Source organism: Streptomyces sp. AcH 505, from assembly GCF_000818175.1.
In the GTDB taxonomy this organism is placed as follows: Bacteria; Actinomycetota; Actinomycetes; order Streptomycetales; family Streptomycetaceae; genus Streptomyces.
On sequence record NZ_JTIY01000001.1, the window covers coordinates 252,596 to 269,034 of the forward strand.

Consider the following 16,439-nt stretch of genomic DNA (forward strand, 5'->3'; position numbering starts at 1 on the left):
ACCACCCTACGGGTCGCCACTGACAACGACGCCCACGCTCCGCTCCGTCAGGGTGCCGGCGGCCCGGCCAGCGGGTTGGCGACGGTGCCGTGCACGGCGGCGTGCGGGCGCTCCGTGCGGTCCCGGTAGCCGTCGAGGTGGAGCCGGTTGCGGTTGAGGCACAGCCGCTCGATCCGGGGGGTGAGCAGGTCGAACGTCTCGAAGCGCTCCTTCAGCTCGGGGAAGCGGGCCTGGTGGCGCAGGATCTCCGCCCGTACGAGCGACCAGAACTCGTCCTCCGGCACGTCCAGTTGCTCCTGGCACAGCGGTGACAGGTAGCGGAACACCCCCACGAAGAGACCGGAATGGATGAACTGGGTGAGGAAGGAGGGCTCTTCGGTGAGGAGGATGTCGCGTACCTCGTCGGGCATGGTGGCGTGCTCGGGCAGCGGCTGGGCGCTCACGTTGACATCGTCCACGAAGTCCTTGATCGCCAGCCGGACCGGCACGTCCCGCTCGTCGAAGACCACGATGGCGTTCTCGCCGTGCGGCGAGAAGACCGTCCCGTAGCGGTAGAGGAAGTGCAGCAGCGGCGGCAGGAGCGCGGCGAACAGCCGCTGGAGCCAGTCGGACGGGGTGAGTCCCGACCGGGCGATCAGCTCGGTGGTGAGGGCCCGTCCGTGCGGGTCGACCTGGAGCAGCGACGCGAGGGTGCGGGCGCGTTCGCCGGGCGCGAGCAGGCCGGGCAGGGGTTCGCGCCAGATCGCGCCGAGGATCTCCTTGTACTGGTAGGGCACTTCGGGCAGTTGGTCGTAGAGGGGGTGTTCGACGGTGACCGAGGCGACCTCGCCGAGCAGGATCACCGCGCACTCGTCGCGCAGATAGGGGTCGGCGTCGCGCAGCGAGTGGACCCAGGCGGTGACGGCGGGGGCCGCGAGGGTGCGCCTGGTCGGCAGCCCGCGCCAGACGAGGGTGTTGAGGATGGACAGCGGCAGCTTGACCGTGTGCCGGTCGGGCCTGTCGACGTTCAGGAAGGTCCGGATGGACTGCTGCGGCAGCCGGAGATCGCCGTCGGTGGGGAGCGGGACGATCGCCCCCCGGGCTATGGCGGGGGTGTAGAGCTGGAGCAGGACCTCGTCCCACTGCCAGGGGTGCACGGGCAGGTAGAGGTAGCCGCCGGGGTCGAGGCCGCGCTCGCGCAGGACAGCGTCGAACCGCTCGCGGACGGGCGCGTCGAGTTCGGTGCCGTAGAGCCGGTCCGGTGTGCGGAGCGCGTGCACCCCCCGGTAGGTGGCGAGGGTGGTGCTGACGGCGATCCAGGGCAGCCGGGCGGGCGTACGGGCCTCCGGCGCCCAGCGGGCGGTGTCGGTGGCGGAGAACCCCGCCCGGCCCTTGCTGAGGACGATCCAGGGGTGGCCGGTCTGGTGCCCTTCGAGGTCGGCGTAGCCGAGGTCGGCGAGCCGGCCGGCGGTGAGAGCCGTGTGGTCGAGCCGGGCGTCGGCGGCGAGGGTGGTGGTGAGTTCGCGTACGAGATGGCCCAGGGTCTCGCCGTCGAGTGCGAGCAGTCCGCGCGCGAGGAGCAGGAAGCGCAGCGGGTCGGTGAAGGGCCGGCCCCGGTGTTCGATGCTGTCCGGGGCGACGCGCCAACTGCCGTAGGCGCCGCGGGAGGCGCGGAAGGTGAGGGTGTCTCCGGCGTCGAGCGTGAGGGTGTACTGCTCAGGTCCCGTGGGGTCGGGGACGGGCTGGACGATCTCCTCGTAGGAGAACTCTCCGAGCAGTTTGGCGAGGAGCCGGCCGGCTGCCCGCTCCCAGGTGTCCGGGTTCAGCTCGGGTGGGGAGAAGAGCGGGGAGTCGGAGTCATGGGTGGCAGGGGATGTCGACACGGGGACTCCTCCGGAACGGAACCGATCTGGTTCGAGCGGTGTATATCAGGCAGCGGGGCACTCGGCGGTCCGCGCGCGGACCGTTCAGAGCAGGTCGCGGAGCGCGCGTTCGCGGACCATCAGGGCGGCTCGCTTGTCGGGAAGTTCGACTTCCGCCGAGAAACGGAAACCGGCGTTCAGAAATGCTGCCACGGAGGGGGTGTTGCGTAGGTCCGGTTCGGCAAGGACGCGCGCGCAGCGGGGTCGTTGCTCCAGGATGAGATCGGCGACTGCCCTCAGGAGGGTGGTGCCGACGCCCCGGCCCCTGTCCGTCACGCCGCCGAGGAGCAGATGGATGCCCGTGTCGTGCGGGCGGGACGGATAGTGCCTGGCCAGCGGGTCGAGGTCGGCGCGGTAGATCTCCCAGTAGCTCATCGGGATCCCGCCGAGCACACCGAGGCAGGGGACGCTGCGTCCGTCGCCGTCGAGTTGGCCGCGCAGATGCGTGGCGGTCACGCCTTCGGAGCCCGCCAGCTCCCAGAAGGCGGCGACCGCGGGGTCGTTCATCCAGCGGGTGATGAGCGCCAGGTCGCGCTCGACACGTACGGGGACGAGCTGGAAGACGCCGGCGCGGGTGGTGACGGGCCCCCAGCCGGCGAGGGAGTCCAGCAGGTCGTCGTCGAAGGCGCCGGGCGGTGGAGGGGAGGTCACCGGCTCCCCTTCCGCGAACAGGGCGCCGAGTTGGTCGCTCAGCCGCAGGTCGAGGGTGTCGTTCGAGCTGGTTCCGGTGTCGGTGCTCGCATCGGTGGGAGGCACGGTGGCGCTCTCCTCTCGGGCAGTGCGGACGGTTCGTGTTCGGTCAGCGGCGAAGGGGGTTGGTGATGGTGACGTAGACGGACTGGGTGTCGACGGGACCGACGAGTTCGTCGAGGCCGTGCATCCGGGTCAGCAGATTGGCCTTGCAGCGCAGCGTGTCCGCGTCCAGCAGCCGGCCGGGCAGCGGGGACCCGAGGGAGACCGCCCGGGTGAGGAACTGGCGGAAGGCGGCGAGGAGTACGCGCTCGTCGGCGAGCCGCTGCGAGCCGAAGGCCCCGATCAGGCCGAACACGTTGTTGATGGCGAGGTAGTAGGCGAACCGCTCGTCGGTGACCGCGTCGGAGACGAAGGTGTCGCTGACCACGCCGATCCCGGGCAGGCCGCGGTCCAGGTCCGCGCGGCGGGACTCGCGGAAGTAGTAGCCCTGGTTGTCGCGGTAGCGTCCGCCGACGGGCCAGCCCTGCGGGTCGAGCAGGACCAGCGTGTTCTGCTGGTGTGCCTCAAGGGCGATGCCGGCGGCGCCGTCCAGCCAGAGCACCGGCCGTACGACCTGGTCGAGGTAGCGCAGGAACCACTCGGCGGCCACGGCTGTCTGCGGGCGGCCGGTACGGGCGGCCAGGCCGGAGATGACGGCGGCCAGCCGTGAGTGGACGCCCGGGTGGCCGGGGTAGGGCCGGGGCGCGGTGAGTCCGGCGATGCAGACGGCGTCGTCGGCCGGGCCGAACGGGTTGTGGCGCAGCATCACGTCGAGTCCGCCGACCGGTCGGCCGTCCGGGCCGTCCACGGCGAGCCAGGCGGGGTCGCGGACGATGTCGAAGCCGGGGTGGGCCGCCGTCCACCGCGCGGCGAGTCCGGCGCGCAGCAGCCGGTGCACCTCGACGCCCCGGTGGAGTTCCTTGCGGAGGTTCTCCCGGCGGGAGTTGGTGATCCGCAGGCCGAGGGAGAGCTTGAGCATGACCGGCGTACCGGGGCGGTGCACGGTACGGATGGAGGAGGTGGGATGCCAGGGCGCGCCGTGCGGGCCGAGGTCGTGGAGCAGGCCCGCGCCGAGCATGCGCGCGACGGCGGGACGGTGCGTCAACTCCCGCGCCTGCCAGGGGTGGAGGGGCAGGGCGACGGTGTGGTCGGGTAGCGGTACGTCGCCGAGGAGCCGGGCGGTGAGCCGCTCGGCGGGCACGAGCCTGCCCTGCTCGGTCCAGGCGGAGTCGGTGGCGAGTACGGACCGGTCGACGGCGAACCAGTGCAGGGGGAAGGAGCCGCGCAACTCCGGTGAGTAGATCCGGGCTTCGGTCTCGGAGAGCCCTTCTCTGCTCTTGGGGGTGGGATGGAGGGGGTGGCCGAGGAGCAGCGACTGCTCGGCGGTCAGGAAGAGGTCGGTGTCGGCGGGGGCTTCGGGACGGCGGCGGCGCTCGGCGACGAAGTCGGCCGTGCGGTGCACGGAGTCGGCGACCCTGCCGGCCAGGTCGGCGCCCTGCTGCCGGCCCGACTCACGGGCCAGCAGCGACGCGAGGGTGACGGCCTCCACCTCGGGCGCCCCGGCGGGGGCGCTCTCCAGGGAGGGCAGTCCGAAGCGGTGCCAGCCGGTGGCCGACCAGTACCGGACGGGCGCGAGCAGGGCGGTGCCGCTCATGGTGAGCGGGATGCGCAGCACGTCGCCCTCGGGCCGGGCGAGGTTGTTCTCCCTGGCCCAGCAGCGCAGCAGGTTCTCGACGGCCGCCGCGTCCGCCGCCTGCTGCGGGTCCGGGTGGTCGAGGTGGTCGCCGGCCGGCCGGTCCGCGGCGGTCTCCGCGACGGACCCGCGCAGCTCGTCGGCGGCTCCCGTCTGCTGCCGTGGCACCGTGGCCGACTCGACGGTGAGGGGGGTGTGCGCCGGCACATCGGGAACGGGTGTGGGGTTCACGGAGGGCTTCCTTGTATGGGGGTCCGGGGTCACGGGGTCAGTACGAGGATCCGGTCCGAGTCCGGCGGAGCGCGGAACGCTCGGCGGCGGCCAGGGCGTCGGCGAAGCGGTCGAGGACGGCCACGGCCTGTTCGTCGGTGATGGTGAGCGGAGGGAGCAACCGTACGACGGCGCTGTGGCGTCCGCCGAGTTCGACGATGAGTCCACGGCTCAGGCACTCCCGCTGGATCTCTGCGGCCAGACCGGGATCCGTCGGGGCGGGGGCGGTGCCGTCGGGCTCGGGGGCGACGATCTCGACGCCCATCATCAGCCCCCGGCCCCGTACGTCCCCGACGCAGGGGTGCCGGCCCGCGAGTTGCCGCAGTTGGCCGAGCATCCGGTCGCCGAGCTGCGCGGCGCGCCGGGCGAGTCCGTTCTCCCGTACGTAGGCGAGGGTGGCCGTGCCCGCCGCCATCGCCAGTTGGTTGCCCCGGAAGGTGCCCGCGTGGGCTCCCGGCGGCCAGCAGTCCAGGTCCGAGTGGTAGACGATCACGGCGAGCGGGAGGGAGCCGCCGATGGCCTTGGAGAGCACCATGACGTCCGGGGTGATCCCACTGTGCTCCACCGCCCAGAAGGTACCCGTCCGTCCGACGCCTGTCTGCACCTCGTCGGCGATCAAGGGAATGCCCCGGTCCTCGGTGATCCGGCGCATCCGGCGCAGCCAGCCGTCCGGGGCCGGTACCACCCCGCCCTCGCCCTGCACCGGCTCGACGATCATGCCGGCCGGGGCCGGCACTCCCCCCTTGGGGTCGTCGAGCAGGTTCTCGGTCCAGCGGGCGGCCAGTTCGGCGCCGCGCTCGCCGCCGACGCCGAACGGGCAGCGGTAGTCCTGCGGGAACGGCAGCCGGGTCACCTGGACGTCCCGGGCGCCGCCCGAAGCGGCCAGGGCTCCGCTGGTCATGCCGTGGTACGCCCCGGTGAAGGCGAGCAGTCCGTTACGGCCGGTCGCGGTCCTGACGAGGGTGAGGGCCGCCTCGACGGCGTCGGTGCCTGCGGGGCCGCAGAACTGCACCTTGGCGTGGTCGGCGAACTTCCCCGGCAGGGTGGCGAAGAGTTCGGAGGTGAAGGCGTCCTTGACGGGGGTCGCGAGGTCCAGGACGTGCAACGGGGCGCCCGAGTCGAGGACTTTGCGGATCGCCTCCAGGACCACGGGGTGGTTGTGCCCGAGGGCCAGGGTGCCCGCTCCGGACAGACAGTCCAAGTAGCGGCGCCCGTCGGCCCCTTCGATCGTCAGCCCCCTGGCCCGCACCGGCACGATCGGCAGGGACCGCGCGTAGGTGCGGGCCGCCGACTCGCGTTGGGCCTGGCGGCGGAGAATGCCTTCGTGTGCGACGGTCGGTGCCACCGGCGCGGGTTCGGTCACGGCCACGGCTTGTCGGTCCTCCCGTTGTCACAGTTGCGTTGCACGTCAGTACGGCGCTCGACCGCCGAGCGTTCGACGGGGAACGCTGACCGGTGTCCTCCGTTCGTACCAACGACACCGGATCCCGGGGATCACGGGTCGTCCGAAGATCGTTGCGGCCCGGAACCACGGACCTGCTGTGAAAGGTCCCGCCCGGGACCGGCATAGTGGTGGACCGCGTCCTGGCCCCGCGACCGTGAGCGAGGATGCGTCAACTGTTCCATTCGCGCCATCAGTTCTGTACCGAAGTCCCAGGGGGATCACGTCATGCGACCCATTCGTCCGATGCTTGCCGCGGCTTCAGTCGCCGCGGTACTCGCTCTGACCGCCACGGCCTGCGGGCCGGGCGACGACGACGCGAGCGACAAGCCGAGTGCCGCGCCCAGCAGTTCGTCCGACGGCAAGGTGAAGATCCCGGACGACCTGAAGGAGCGGCTGAAGGCCCGCGGGATAGACCTCGACAAGTGGCGGGGCGGCGAGTGGAAGAACTGGGACAAGGACAAGTGGCTGCGTGAGGCGAGGGACTACATCAACCCGATCATCGCGGGACTGTGGGACCAGGACCGGATGCGCGAGGCGGACAAGCCGCCGGAGACGCCCGTCCCCAACGACACCTCGGGTGACCAGGGTGTCACCGACCCGACGCCCGAGCCGGTCAACGCCCGCGCGGTGAAGGCGCCTTACGCCGACAGCGCCCCCGCTTCCGGCAAGCTGTTCTTCGACGGGCCCGAGGGTTCGATGGTCTGCTCGGCGACCGTGGTCGAGGACCCGGCGCACCCGGGCAAGTCCAACTTGGTCTGGACGGCGGGCCATTGCGTCCACGCGGGCAAGGCGGGCGGCTGGTACCGCAACCTCGCCTTCGTGCCGGCGTACAACAACAAGGGTCTGTCGACCGACGCGTTGCAGAACGCGCCCAAGGAAGAAGTCGCGCCCGACGGCGTGTGGTGGGCGGACTGGGCGCAGACCTCGGACCAGTGGATCGCGCAGGGCGCGTCGAGCGGCGGGCTCGGCGCTCCGTACGACTACGCGGTGCTCCATGTCACCCCGGAGAAGGGCGGCAGCGGCAAGTCCCTGGAGGAGACGGTCGGTTCGGCCCTGCCGGTGAACTTCAACGCACCGGCCACACCCAAGATCGCCGACCTGACGGCGACCGGCTACCCGGCGGCTCCGCCCTTCGACGGCCAGAAGCTCTACCAGTGCGAAGGCCGGCCCGGCCGGCTCTCGCTGAACGAGTCCGACCCCACGATGTACCGCGTCGGCTGCACCATGACGGGCGGCTCCTCCGGCGGCGGCTGGGTCGCGAAGGGCTCCGACGGCAAGCCCGCGCTGGTCTCCAACACCTCCATCGGCCCGGTGACCTCCGGCTGGCTGGCGGGCCCCCGCCTCGGTGACGTGGCCAAGGGCGTCTACGACGGCGTCAGCAAGAAGTTCGCAGGCCAGTGAGCAACGGACCGGTGAGCCCAGTCCGTTGAGTCCGGACCGGTGAGCCGGTGCACGTCAGGACGACGGCCCGTCCCCTCGGTCGAGGGGACGGGCCGTCGTTTGCTTCTCGATCAGGTGGCAGCCGGTACGGCGACCGGGGCGTACGGCGCGAGCGCCGCAGCCAGCTCCTCATGGACCTGGGCCTTGAGCTGCGTGCCCTCCGGGGTGTGCTCCTCGGACAGCACCTCGCCCTCGGCGTGGATCCGCGAGACCAGCCCCCCGTGCGTGTACGGCACGAGCACCTCGACCTCGACCTGCGGCCTCGGCAGCTCCATGTCGAGCAGCGCGAGCAGCTCGGCGATGCCCTGTCCGGTGCGCGCCGACACGGCGATGGCGTGGCGCTCGGCGCTCAGCAGCCGCTGGAGCACCACCGGATCGGCCGCGTCGGCCTTGTTGATCACCACGATCTCGCGGACATTGACCGCGCCCACGTCGCGTACGACCTCGCGGACGGCGGCCAGCTGCTCCTCCGGTGCGGGATGCGAGCCGTCGACCACGTGCAGGATCAGGTCGGAGTCACCGACCTCCTCCATCGTGGAGCGGAACGCCTCGACCAGGTGGTGCGGCAGGTGCCGGACGAAGCCGACCGTGTCGGTCAGCGTGTAGAGCCGCCCGCCGGGTGTCTCGGCCCGGCGCACGGTCGGGTCCAGGGTGGCGAACAGCGCGTTCTCCACCAGGACACCCGCGCCGGTGAGCCGGTTGAGCAGGGACGACTTGCCCGCGTTGGTGTATCCGGCGATCGCGACCGACGGCACCTTGTGGCGGCGCCGCTCCTGCCGCTTGATCTCGCGGCCGGTCTTCATCTCCGCGATCTCCCGGCGCATCTTCGCCATCTTCTCGCGGATCCGCCGCCGGTCCGTCTCGATCTTGGTCTCACCGGGACCGCGTGTGGCCATGCCGCCACCGCCGCCGCCACCCATCTGCCGGGACAGCGACTGACCCCAGCCGCGCAGTCGCGGCAGCATGTACTGCATCTGCGCGAGCGCGACCTGCGCCTTGCCCTCACGGGACTTGGCGTGCTGGGCGAAGATGTCGAGGATCAGGGCGGTCCTGTCGACCACCTTGACCTTGACGACGTCTTCGAGGTGGATGAGCTGGCCGGGGCTGAGTTCACCGTCGCACACGACGGTGTCGGCGCCGGTCTCCAGGACGATGTCCCGCAGCTCGTTCGCCTTGCCGGAGCCGATGTACGTCGCGGCGTCCGGCTTGTCGCGGCGCTGGACGACACCGTCCAGCACGAGCGCACCGGCCGTCTCGGCGAGGGCGGCGAGCTCCGCGAGGGAGTTCTCCGCGTCCTGCGCCGTCCCCGACGTCCACACACCGACGAGCACCACGCGTTCGAGGCGGAGCTGGCGGTATTCGACCTCGGTGACGTCTTCGAGCTCGGTGGAGAGGCCGGCCACACGTCGCAGGGCGGCCCGGTCGGAACGGTCGAACTGGTCGCCGTCCCGCTCTCCGTCGATCTCGTGGCTCCAGGCGACGTCCTCTTCCATCAGGGCGTTCGCCCGAAGGCTGTCCGTGCGGGGATCCGTATTGCTGGCATCCGCGAAGCTCTGCGCGTCCTGGGAAGGGGAAGAAGAGGAGGTCATTTGATCCTTACGTCGAAATCAGAAACTACTGCTACAACCGTCACAACGCGTGACGGCCCGGATTGATTCCCGGCCGTACTGCCTTCCGGCCGCGTCGCCGACCCGTTGATGGTGACACGGCGGGACCCGGTCGTCACATGGGTTTCACGCACCGTTCTCGGCGGGTGGCTGGCTGTGCCAGTCCGGGTGTCCCGGCATGGGCGGGGTCTTCGTCCCGTACAGCCACGCCTGGAAGAAGCCGGACAGATCACGCCCGGCGACCTCCGAGGCCAGCCGCACGAAGTCGGCCGTGGTCGCGTTGCCGTCCTGGTGCTCGCGGACCCACTCGCGCTCCAGCCGGGAGAAGGCGTCCGTGCCGATCTCCTCGCGCAGCGCGTAGAGGACCAGCGCGCTGCCGTCGTACACGACCGGGCGGAACAGGCTGATCTGCTGTCCCGGTACCGGCGGCGCGGGCGCCGCAGGCGGGCCGCCGGCCGCCCGCCAGCCGTCGGAGAGGGCGTACGCGTCCTTCATCCGCGTCTCCATCGGCTTCTTGGCGTGCTCCTGCGCGTACAGCGCCTCGTACCAGGTGGCGTGCCCCTCGTTGAGCCACACGTCGGACCAGCTGTGCGGCGAGACGCTGTCGCCGAACCACTGGTGGGACAGCTCGTGGACCATGACCGACTCGACGTACCACGCGGGGTACTCGGGGCGGGTGAACAGCGAGCGCTCGAAGAGCGACAGCGTCTGGGTCTCCAGCTCGAAGCCGGTGTCGGCGCCCGCGATCAGCACCCCGTACGTCTCGAAGGGGTACGGGCCGATCTTCGACTCCAGCCAGCGGATCTGGTCCGGTGTCTTCGCCAGCCAGGGCTCCAGCTTCGCCTTGTCGGCCGCCGGCACCACGTCCCGTACGGGCAGGCCGTCCGGGCCTTCCCTGTGCAGGACGGCCGAGCCGCCGATCGAGACCTGGGCCAGCTCGGAGGCCATGGGGTGGCTGGTGCGGTACGTCCAGGTGGTGCTCGCGCCGTGGCGGCGGCTGTCCACGGGCAGTCCGTTGGCGACGACCGTCAGCTTCTGCGGCGCCGTGACGTGGAAGGTGTAGTACGCCTTGTCCGCCGGGTGGTCGTTGCTCGGGAAGACCCGGTGGGCGGCGTTCGCCTGATTGGCCATCACCAGGCCGTCGGTGGTGCGCACCCAGCCGCCGGCCGTGCCGGTCGGATCGCTGGTGTGACCGACCGTGACCCACATCCGGGCGCCGGCCTCGACGGGCTCCGCCGGGGTGACGACCAGGTCCTCGCCCGCCGTCTCGAACTGCGCGGGTGCGCCGTTGACCTCGACGGAGCGGACGGTGCCGTGGGTGAAGTCGAGGTTGATCCGCTCCAGTCGCTCGGTCGCCACCGCGTGGATCTTGGTGACGGCGTCCAGCGGTTTGGTGTTGTCGCCGCCGTACGTGAAGTCGAGGTCGTAGGAGCGTACGTCGTAGCCGGGATTGCCGAGTTCGGGGAAGAGCGGATCGCCGATGCCCAGCGGCCCCGGCGCCGGCAGGGTCGCGGCGACGAGGGTGGCGGAGGCGATGGCCAGCAGGGCGGCGCGCAGCCGGCGGGAGGTGAGCAGCATGGACCACCGCTACCAGTGGCCGCCGGGTGCGCGGGGGCGGCGCGCTCCGTTCCCACTCGAAAGGGGCAGCCGGGCGCGCGCCCGGCTGCCGCTCGCCGGCCTGTCTCAGCCGGTCGTCGAGTGCTGCGCCCGGCTGACGTCGTACACGCCCGGTACGTCCCGCATGGCACGCATCAGCCCCGGCAGACTCGCCGCGTCGGGGAGCTGCAGGGTGTAGGTGTGCCGTACGCGCTGTCTGCTGGGCGGCTCCACGGTCGCCGAGACGATGCCGGCGCCCGCGGTCGCGATGGCCTCCGTGAGGTCGGCGAGCAGCCGGGGCCGCCCGAAGGACTCCGCGTACAGCGTGACCCGGCACTCCGCCGCGTCCGTCCAGCTCACCTCGACCGGGTTACGGCCTAATGCCTCCATCCGCGCCACGGCGGAACATTCCACCCGGTGCACGGTGACGGCGCCGCCGCGCACGGCGAAGGCCGTGATCTCGTCGGGCGGTACGGGCGTACAGCACCCGGCGAGCCGTACGGTCGCGTTCGGCAGCCCCACGACGGCGTTGGCGGCCCCGCGCTGGCCGGCGCTCTGGGCGGCCGGCGGGCGGGGAGCGGCGTCGGGGAGTTTCACCGCCTCGGGGTGCGCGGCGAGCCAGCCGTTGATCGCGATCCGGGCGGCCGGGGTCTTGGCGTGGTCGAGCCATTCGGGCGAGGGGCCTGAGGTGGCGTCCTGGGCGAGCAGCAGCTGGACCGTGTCGCCGTCGCTCAGCACGGTGCTCAGCGGCGCGAGCCGGCCGTTGACCCGGGCGCCGAGACAGCCGTGGGCCGCCTCGCCGTGCTGCGCGTACGCGGCGTCCACACAGGTCGCGCCGGCCGGCAGTCCGAGCATGCCGCCCTCGGCGCGGAAGACGGTGATCTCCCGGTCCTGCGCCAGGTCGTCGCGGAGCGTCGTCCAGAACGTGTCGGGGTCGGTCGCCGCCTCCTGCCACTCCAGCAGCCGGGAGAGCCAGCCCGGCCTGGTGGGGTCGGCGCGCTCGCCGGCCGGCTCCTCGGCCGCTTCGACCGAGGCGTACGGGTTGCCGAGCGCGACGACACCGGCCTCGGCGACCTTGTGCATCTGGTGCGTACGGATGAGGACTTCGGCGACCGCGCCGTCGGGTCCCGCGACGGCGGTGTGCAGCGACTGGTACAGGTTGAACTTGGGCGCCGCGATGAAGTCCTTGAACTCGGAGATCACCGGCGTGAAGCAGGTGTGCAGTTCGCCGAGGACCGCGTAACAGTCGGCGTCCTCACCGACCAGCACCAGCAGCCTGCCGAAGTCCGAGCCGCGCAGTTCGCCGCGTTTGAGTTTCGACCGGTGGACGGAGACGAAGTGGCGTGGCCTGACGAGGACTTCGGCGGTGATGCCGGCCTCGCGCAGCGCGCTCCTGACGTCCTCGGAGATGGCGGCGAGCGCGTCGCCCGCCGTCGCGTTGTCGGCGATGAGGGCGCGGGTCTCCTCGTACTCCTCGGGGCGCAGGATCGCGAAGACCAGGTCCTCCAGCTCGGTCTTGAGCGCCTGGACACCGAGCCGTTCGGCGAGCGGGATCAGCACGTCGCGGGTGACCTTGGCGATGCGGGCCTGCTTGTCGGGGCGCATCACCCCGAGCGTGCGCATGTTGTGCAGCCGGTCGGCCAGCTTGATCGACATCACCCGGACGTCGTTGCCGGTGGCGACGAGCATCTTGCGGAAGGTCTCCGGCTCGGCCGCGGCGCCGTAGTCGACCTTCTCCAGCTTGGTCACGCCGTCGACCAGATAACAGACCTCGTCGCCGAACTCCGCCCGCACCTGATCGAGCGTCACTTCCGTGTCCTCGACGGTGTCGTGGAGCAGGGACGCGGTCAGCGTGGTGGTCTCGGCGCCCAGTTCGGCGAGGATCAGCGTCACCGCGAGCGGGTGGGTGATGTACGGGTCGCCGCTCTTGCGGTACTGGCCGCGGTGGGATGCCTCGGCCAGTACGTACGCCTTGTGCAGGACCGCGAGATCGGCGTCGGGATGATGCGCCCGATGGGCCTCGGCGACATGGCCCATGGCGTCGGGCAGCCGGTCTCTGGAGGCAGGGCCGAGCAGGGCGGCCCTGCCGATTCTGCGGAGGTCGATCCTGGGCAGGCCGCGTTTGCGACTGTGGGCACCAGGGCTGGTGGCCTCTGCACTCATGGGCACCTCCGGCAGCTTCGACCGGCGGTGGAGGAGCAGGAGCGCCCTCGGGGCCGGTGCTTGATGCTATCGAGCCCACCACGTGGACCAGACCAGCTCTTGCCCAGCGTGAAACTGATCACCCATTCGAGCGAGTTTCAGGCAATGACCGATTCAAGCCACACCGGGTCGAAGTGCCCTTCGGCGACAATCACGGCGGGCCCGGTCATCTCGATCTCGCCGTCCGTACGCTCGGTGACGACCAGTCGGCCCCCGGGCAGGTCGACGGTGTAGGTGACGGGTGCTCCGGTGCTGGCCGGGTCCTGGCCGTCCCTGCGGGCGGCCGCGACGGCCACGGCGCAGGCGCCGGTACCGCAGGAGCGGGTCTCGCCGGAGCCGCGCTCATGGACGCGCATGGCCACGTGGCGCGGGCCCCTGTCGACGACGAACTCGACGTTGACCCCGTCGGGGTAGGCGGACGCCGGGGTGACGGACGGTGCCGTGTACAGCTCGCCGGCCCGCGTCAGGTCGTCGACGAAGGTGACCGCGTGCGGATTGCCCATGTTGACGTTGCGCGCGGGCCACTCGTGGTCGCCGACCGCGACCCGTACCTCGGTGCCGGGAAGCGTGGCGCTCCCCATCTCGACGGTGATGTCCCCCGTCCCGGCCGCGCCGGAGCCGCCCGCGGTGTCCTTGGCGAGATGGACCCGCTTGACGCCGGCCCGGGTGGCGATCCGCAGATCGCCCGCCTCGACATGGCCCGCCCGCGCGAGGTAGCGCGCGAAGACCCGGATGCCGTTGCCGCACATCTCGGCGACGGACCCGTCGGCGTTGCGGTAGTCCATGAACCAGTCGGCCTCGGCCGCCATGTCCTGCGCCTCGGGGTGCGCGGCGGACCGCACGACATGCAGCAGGCCGTCGCCGCCGACCCCGGCCCTGCGGTCGCAGAGCGTGGCCACGGCGCGGGCGGGCAGGTCGATGGCGTTGTCCGGGTCGGGGACGATCACGAAGTCGTTCTCGGTCCCGTGGCCCTTGAGGAAGGCGATCGGGGAGATCTGCGAGGTGCTCACGGCTCCATCGTACGAGCTGGGGCCCGGCGTACGGATCAGCGGAGCCGCGCGACGCGCCAGACCGCGAGGGCGACCACGGCCGCGGCGACCACCAGGTACAGGGCGACGAACCGCCAGTCGGCGCGCTCTCCGGAGGCCCTGGAGGGCAGCCCCGGCCAGGTGTAGCCGACCTTGCGGGCGGCCATCATGCCCCAGCCCGCGGCGCAGCAGCTGATCAGCAGTCCGAGCATCGCGACGACGGCTCCGCCGTCCCCGGTGCCGAAGGCGAGCGGGAAGGCGAACATCAGCGAGCCGACACCGGCGAGCGCCACGATCGGGGCGAGCTGCCAGATCCGGAGCTTGCGCTGCGGGCGCAGCTCCACCTCGACCTCGGGAGCCACGTCCTCCTCGTCAGGACCGTCCGGGCTGAGCCGCGGCGCGTCGTCCTGGGGGCGCCGCGTGTCCTCGGGCCGCTCGGTCGCGGAATCGCTGTTTCGAGGGCCGGCCTCCATCGCCACGCGCCCTCCCAACTCGGACTCCACCTGTCGATCGATGCTCGATGATGGCACGCTCCCGGGCGCCGAATTGACGGCCGGAGCGTCCCGATGCCATCACGTGATCAGGCTGTGACCGCTCGTTCGACCAACGCCAGCGCACGGTCGGGGAGTTCCTCCCGATGCTCGGCTCCGCCGCCCAGCCAGTGCACCCGCGGGTCGCGCCGGAACCAGGAGTCCTGACGCCTCGCGAAGCGCTTGGTGGCGCGTACGGTCTCGGCGCGCGCCTCCTCGTCGGTGGAGTCCCCGGCGAGCGCGGCGAGCACCTGCTGGTAGCCGAGGGCGCGGGAGGCCGTACGCCCTTCTCGCAGGCCGGCCGCTTCCAGCGCGCGCACCTCGTCCACCAGACCCGCCTCCCACATCCGGTCGACCCGCAGGGCGATCCGTGCGTCGAGTTCGGGGCGGGCGACGTCGACCCCGATCTGGAGGGTGTCGTACACGGCGTCATGACCCGGCAGATTGGCGGTGAACGGCTTGCCGGTGATCTCGATCACTTCGAGCGCGCGCACGATCCGGCGGCCGTTGCTGGGCAGGATCGCGCGGCCCGCCTGCGGGTCGGCCGCCGACAGCCTGGCGTGCAGCGCGCCCGAGCCGCGCAGCGTCAGCTCGGCCTCCAGCCTGGCGCGCACCTCGGGGTCGGTGCCGGGGAAGTCCAGGGCGTCGATGGCGCCGCGTACGTAGAGCCCGGAGCCGCCGACGAGTACCGGGGTGCGGCCGGCCGCGAGCAGCCGGTCGATCTCGATCCGGGCCAGCTTCTGGTACTCGGCGACACTGGCGGCTTCCGTGACCTCCCAGATGTCCAGCAGGTGGTGCGGGACACCGGCGCGTTCCTCCGCGGTCAGCTTGGCCGTTCCGATGTCCATTCCGCGGTACAGCTGCATGGAGTCTGCGTTGACTACCTCACCGTCGAGTTGCCGGGCGAGATGAACGCCCAGATCGGACTTGCCTGCCGCGGTGGGACCGACGACGGCGATGACCCGCGGTGCGGGAGCTGCGGTTCTCACCTCCCCAGTCTCGCAAACGCGCGGGCCGCGCCCCACACGCGTTGTCGACGGGGCGGAATCGCCGGCGGAGCGGAATCCGGCACCCCTGAGTACGCTGAGAAGGAGATGGGGCGATTGTCCCTGCCAGTTGATGTGCAGTTGATCGAGAGAAGGTGGCCCATGGGCTTCATGGATTCTTTCAAGGCCAAACTCTCGCCGGCCAAGGACAAGGTCTCCGACCTCGCGCAGCAGCACGGGGACAAGATCGGTCAGGGCCTGGACAAGGCCGCCAGGACCGTGGACGAGAAGACCAAGGGCAAGTACAGCGGCAAGATCGAGACCGGCACGGGCAAGGCCAAGGACGCGCTCGACCGGATCTCCCAGAAGGACGACGGCACTCCCCCGCCGCCCGCCGCCTGATTCTCCTGCGCCGCCGGGGTGGTCTGCCCGGTCACGACCAGGCGGCCACCAGATATCCGACGCCGTAGGGCGCCTCGTCGTACAGCAGCGCGCCGCCCAGGGCTGTGCCCTCGGCGGCGCCCGCGAGGATCTGCCACGGTGCCCGGCCCACCGCTTTGAGTTCTTGTGCCAGCTCCGCGTCGAGCGCCGCGAGCGCGGCGATGTCCGCAGCTCCCAGGGCGCGTGCCACCTCCGCGTCGAACCCGGCCGCCCGCTCGTCGAGATAACCCGGCGCCTTGACGGTGCGGCACGCGCTGGCGTCCCCCATCACCAGCAGTGCGGTACGGCCTGGCTGCGCGGCGATGTCCCGTCCGGTCCGCAGGCACCGCTCGGCGGCCAGCGGTTCTCCCACGCCCAGACCCTCGACGGGGGAAGCGGACCAGCGGACGCTCTCCAGCAGCCAGGACGCCACCGCGAGGGAAGTGGGCAGCGGGCGCTCACCGGCCGTGCCGCCGGCGGCGCTCCCCAGCGTCACGTCGGCCTCGACGCCGAAGCCGCGGAACGATCCCGTGGCGCCCTGCGGATACGGTCCGCGCTGCGCCTGCTCGGCGGGTCCGACGACCAGCAGC

At 71.6% G+C, this 16,439-nt stretch carries 13 protein-coding genes; 2 read left to right on the forward strand and 11 right to left on the reverse strand.

What is annotated here, in order from left to right; genetic code table 11:
- Nucleotides 1-47 precede the first annotated feature (47 nt).
- From HY68_RS01015 to HY68_RS01030, 4 genes are all read right to left on the reverse strand, one after another.
- Entirely contained in the window at nucleotides 48-1,862 is a 1,815-nt protein-coding gene (locus HY68_RS01015; RefSeq protein WP_041983463.1) for an IucA/IucC family siderophore biosynthesis protein, read from the reverse strand.
- Nucleotides 1,863-1,946: 84 nt separating this feature from the next.
- Complete coding sequence (locus tag HY68_RS01020) at nucleotides 1,947-2,657, reverse strand: GNAT family N-acetyltransferase (RefSeq protein WP_041983465.1); 711 nt, start codon at nucleotides 2,655-2,657, stop codon at nucleotides 1,947-1,949.
- Between the two features lie 43 nt (nucleotides 2,658-2,700).
- Nucleotides 2,701-4,557 (reverse strand): IucA/IucC family protein, encoded by a 1,857-nt coding sequence (locus tag HY68_RS01025; protein WP_041983468.1) that lies wholly within the window; start codon nucleotides 4,555-4,557, stop codon nucleotides 2,701-2,703.
- Nucleotides 4,558-4,594: 37 nt separating this feature from the next.
- Nucleotides 4,595-5,965 carry a diaminobutyrate--2-oxoglutarate transaminase family protein gene (locus HY68_RS01030; RefSeq protein WP_041983470.1) on the reverse strand — a complete coding sequence of 457 codons (1,371 nt, stop codon included), beginning with the start codon at nucleotides 5,963-5,965 and terminating at the stop codon, nucleotides 4,595-4,597.
- A gap of 300 nt (nucleotides 5,966-6,265) precedes the next feature.
- Here HY68_RS01030 and HY68_RS01035 point away from each other — a divergent pair, with 300 nt between their 5' ends.
- Entirely contained in the window at nucleotides 6,266-7,441 is a 1,176-nt protein-coding gene (locus tag HY68_RS01035) for a hypothetical protein (RefSeq protein ID WP_241778447.1), read from the forward strand.
- A 110-nt stretch (nucleotides 7,442-7,551) separates the two neighbouring features.
- On the opposite strand, the gene hflX is transcribed toward HY68_RS01035, so the two are convergent.
- The 6 genes from hflX to miaA all read right to left on the reverse strand — a co-directional run bounded on the left by hflX (nucleotide 7,552) and on the right by miaA (nucleotide 15,432).
- Nucleotides 7,552-9,069: a GTPase HflX gene (gene hflX / locus HY68_RS01040; RefSeq protein ID WP_041983474.1), complete on the reverse strand. Its 1,518-nt coding sequence runs from the start codon at nucleotides 9,067-9,069 to the stop codon at nucleotides 7,552-7,554.
- Between the two features lie 144 nt (nucleotides 9,070-9,213).
- Complete coding sequence (locus HY68_RS01045) at nucleotides 9,214-10,665, reverse strand: M1 family metallopeptidase (protein ID WP_041983476.1); 1,452 nt, start codon at nucleotides 10,663-10,665, stop codon at nucleotides 9,214-9,216.
- A 105-nt stretch (nucleotides 10,666-10,770) separates the two neighbouring features.
- On the reverse strand, nucleotides 10,771-12,846 hold the full coding sequence (locus HY68_RS01050; protein WP_041983478.1) for an HD domain-containing protein: 2,076 nt from the start codon (nucleotides 12,844-12,846) through the stop codon (nucleotides 10,771-10,773).
- Between the two features lie 137 nt (nucleotides 12,847-12,983).
- On the reverse strand, nucleotides 12,984-13,895 hold the full coding sequence (dapF, locus tag HY68_RS01055; protein ID WP_241778448.1) for a diaminopimelate epimerase: 912 nt from the start codon (nucleotides 13,893-13,895) through the stop codon (nucleotides 12,984-12,986).
- Nucleotides 13,896-13,930: 35 nt separating this feature from the next.
- Entirely contained in the window at nucleotides 13,931-14,386 is a 456-nt protein-coding gene (locus tag HY68_RS01060) for a hypothetical protein (protein WP_041983481.1), read from the reverse strand.
- A 107-nt stretch (nucleotides 14,387-14,493) separates the two neighbouring features.
- Nucleotides 14,494-15,432 (reverse strand): tRNA (adenosine(37)-N6)-dimethylallyltransferase MiaA, encoded by a 939-nt coding sequence (miaA, locus tag HY68_RS01065; protein ID WP_041983484.1) that lies wholly within the window; start codon nucleotides 15,430-15,432, stop codon nucleotides 14,494-14,496.
- A gap of 159 nt (nucleotides 15,433-15,591) precedes the next feature.
- On the opposite strand from miaA, the gene HY68_RS01070 reads away from it, so the two are divergent.
- The gene (locus HY68_RS01070; protein ID WP_041983486.1) at nucleotides 15,592-15,831 is read left to right on the forward strand and encodes an antitoxin; all 240 of its coding nucleotides are present in this window, start codon (nucleotides 15,592-15,594) and stop codon (nucleotides 15,829-15,831) included.
- A gap of 31 nt (nucleotides 15,832-15,862) precedes the next feature.
- On the opposite strand, the gene HY68_RS01075 is transcribed toward HY68_RS01070, so the two are convergent.
- Nucleotides 15,863-16,439: hypothetical protein (locus tag HY68_RS01075; RefSeq protein ID WP_041983488.1), on the reverse strand; the 577-nt coding region annotated here is incomplete at its 5' end.

Coding starts and splice junctions, on each gene's coding strand:
- HY68_RS01035 (WP_241778447.1), top strand. CDS start 6,266: ATGCGACCCATTCGTCCGATGCTTGCCGCGGCTTCAGTCGCCGCGGTA.
- hflX (WP_041983474.1), bottom strand. CDS start 9,069: ATGACCTCCTCTTCTTCCCCTTCCCAGGACGCGCAGAGCTTCGCGGAT.
- HY68_RS01045 (WP_041983476.1), bottom strand. CDS start 10,665: ATGCTGCTCACCTCCCGCCGGCTGCGCGCCGCCCTGCTGGCCATCGCC.
- HY68_RS01050 (WP_041983478.1), bottom strand. CDS start 12,846: ATGAGTGCAGAGGCCACCAGCCCTGGTGCCCACAGTCGCAAACGCGGC.
- HY68_RS01060 (WP_041983481.1), bottom strand. CDS start 14,386: ATGGAGGCCGGCCCTCGAAACAGCGATTCCGCGACCGAGCGGCCCGAG.
- HY68_RS01070 (WP_041983486.1), top strand. CDS start 15,592: ATGGGCTTCATGGATTCTTTCAAGGCCAAACTCTCGCCGGCCAAGGAC.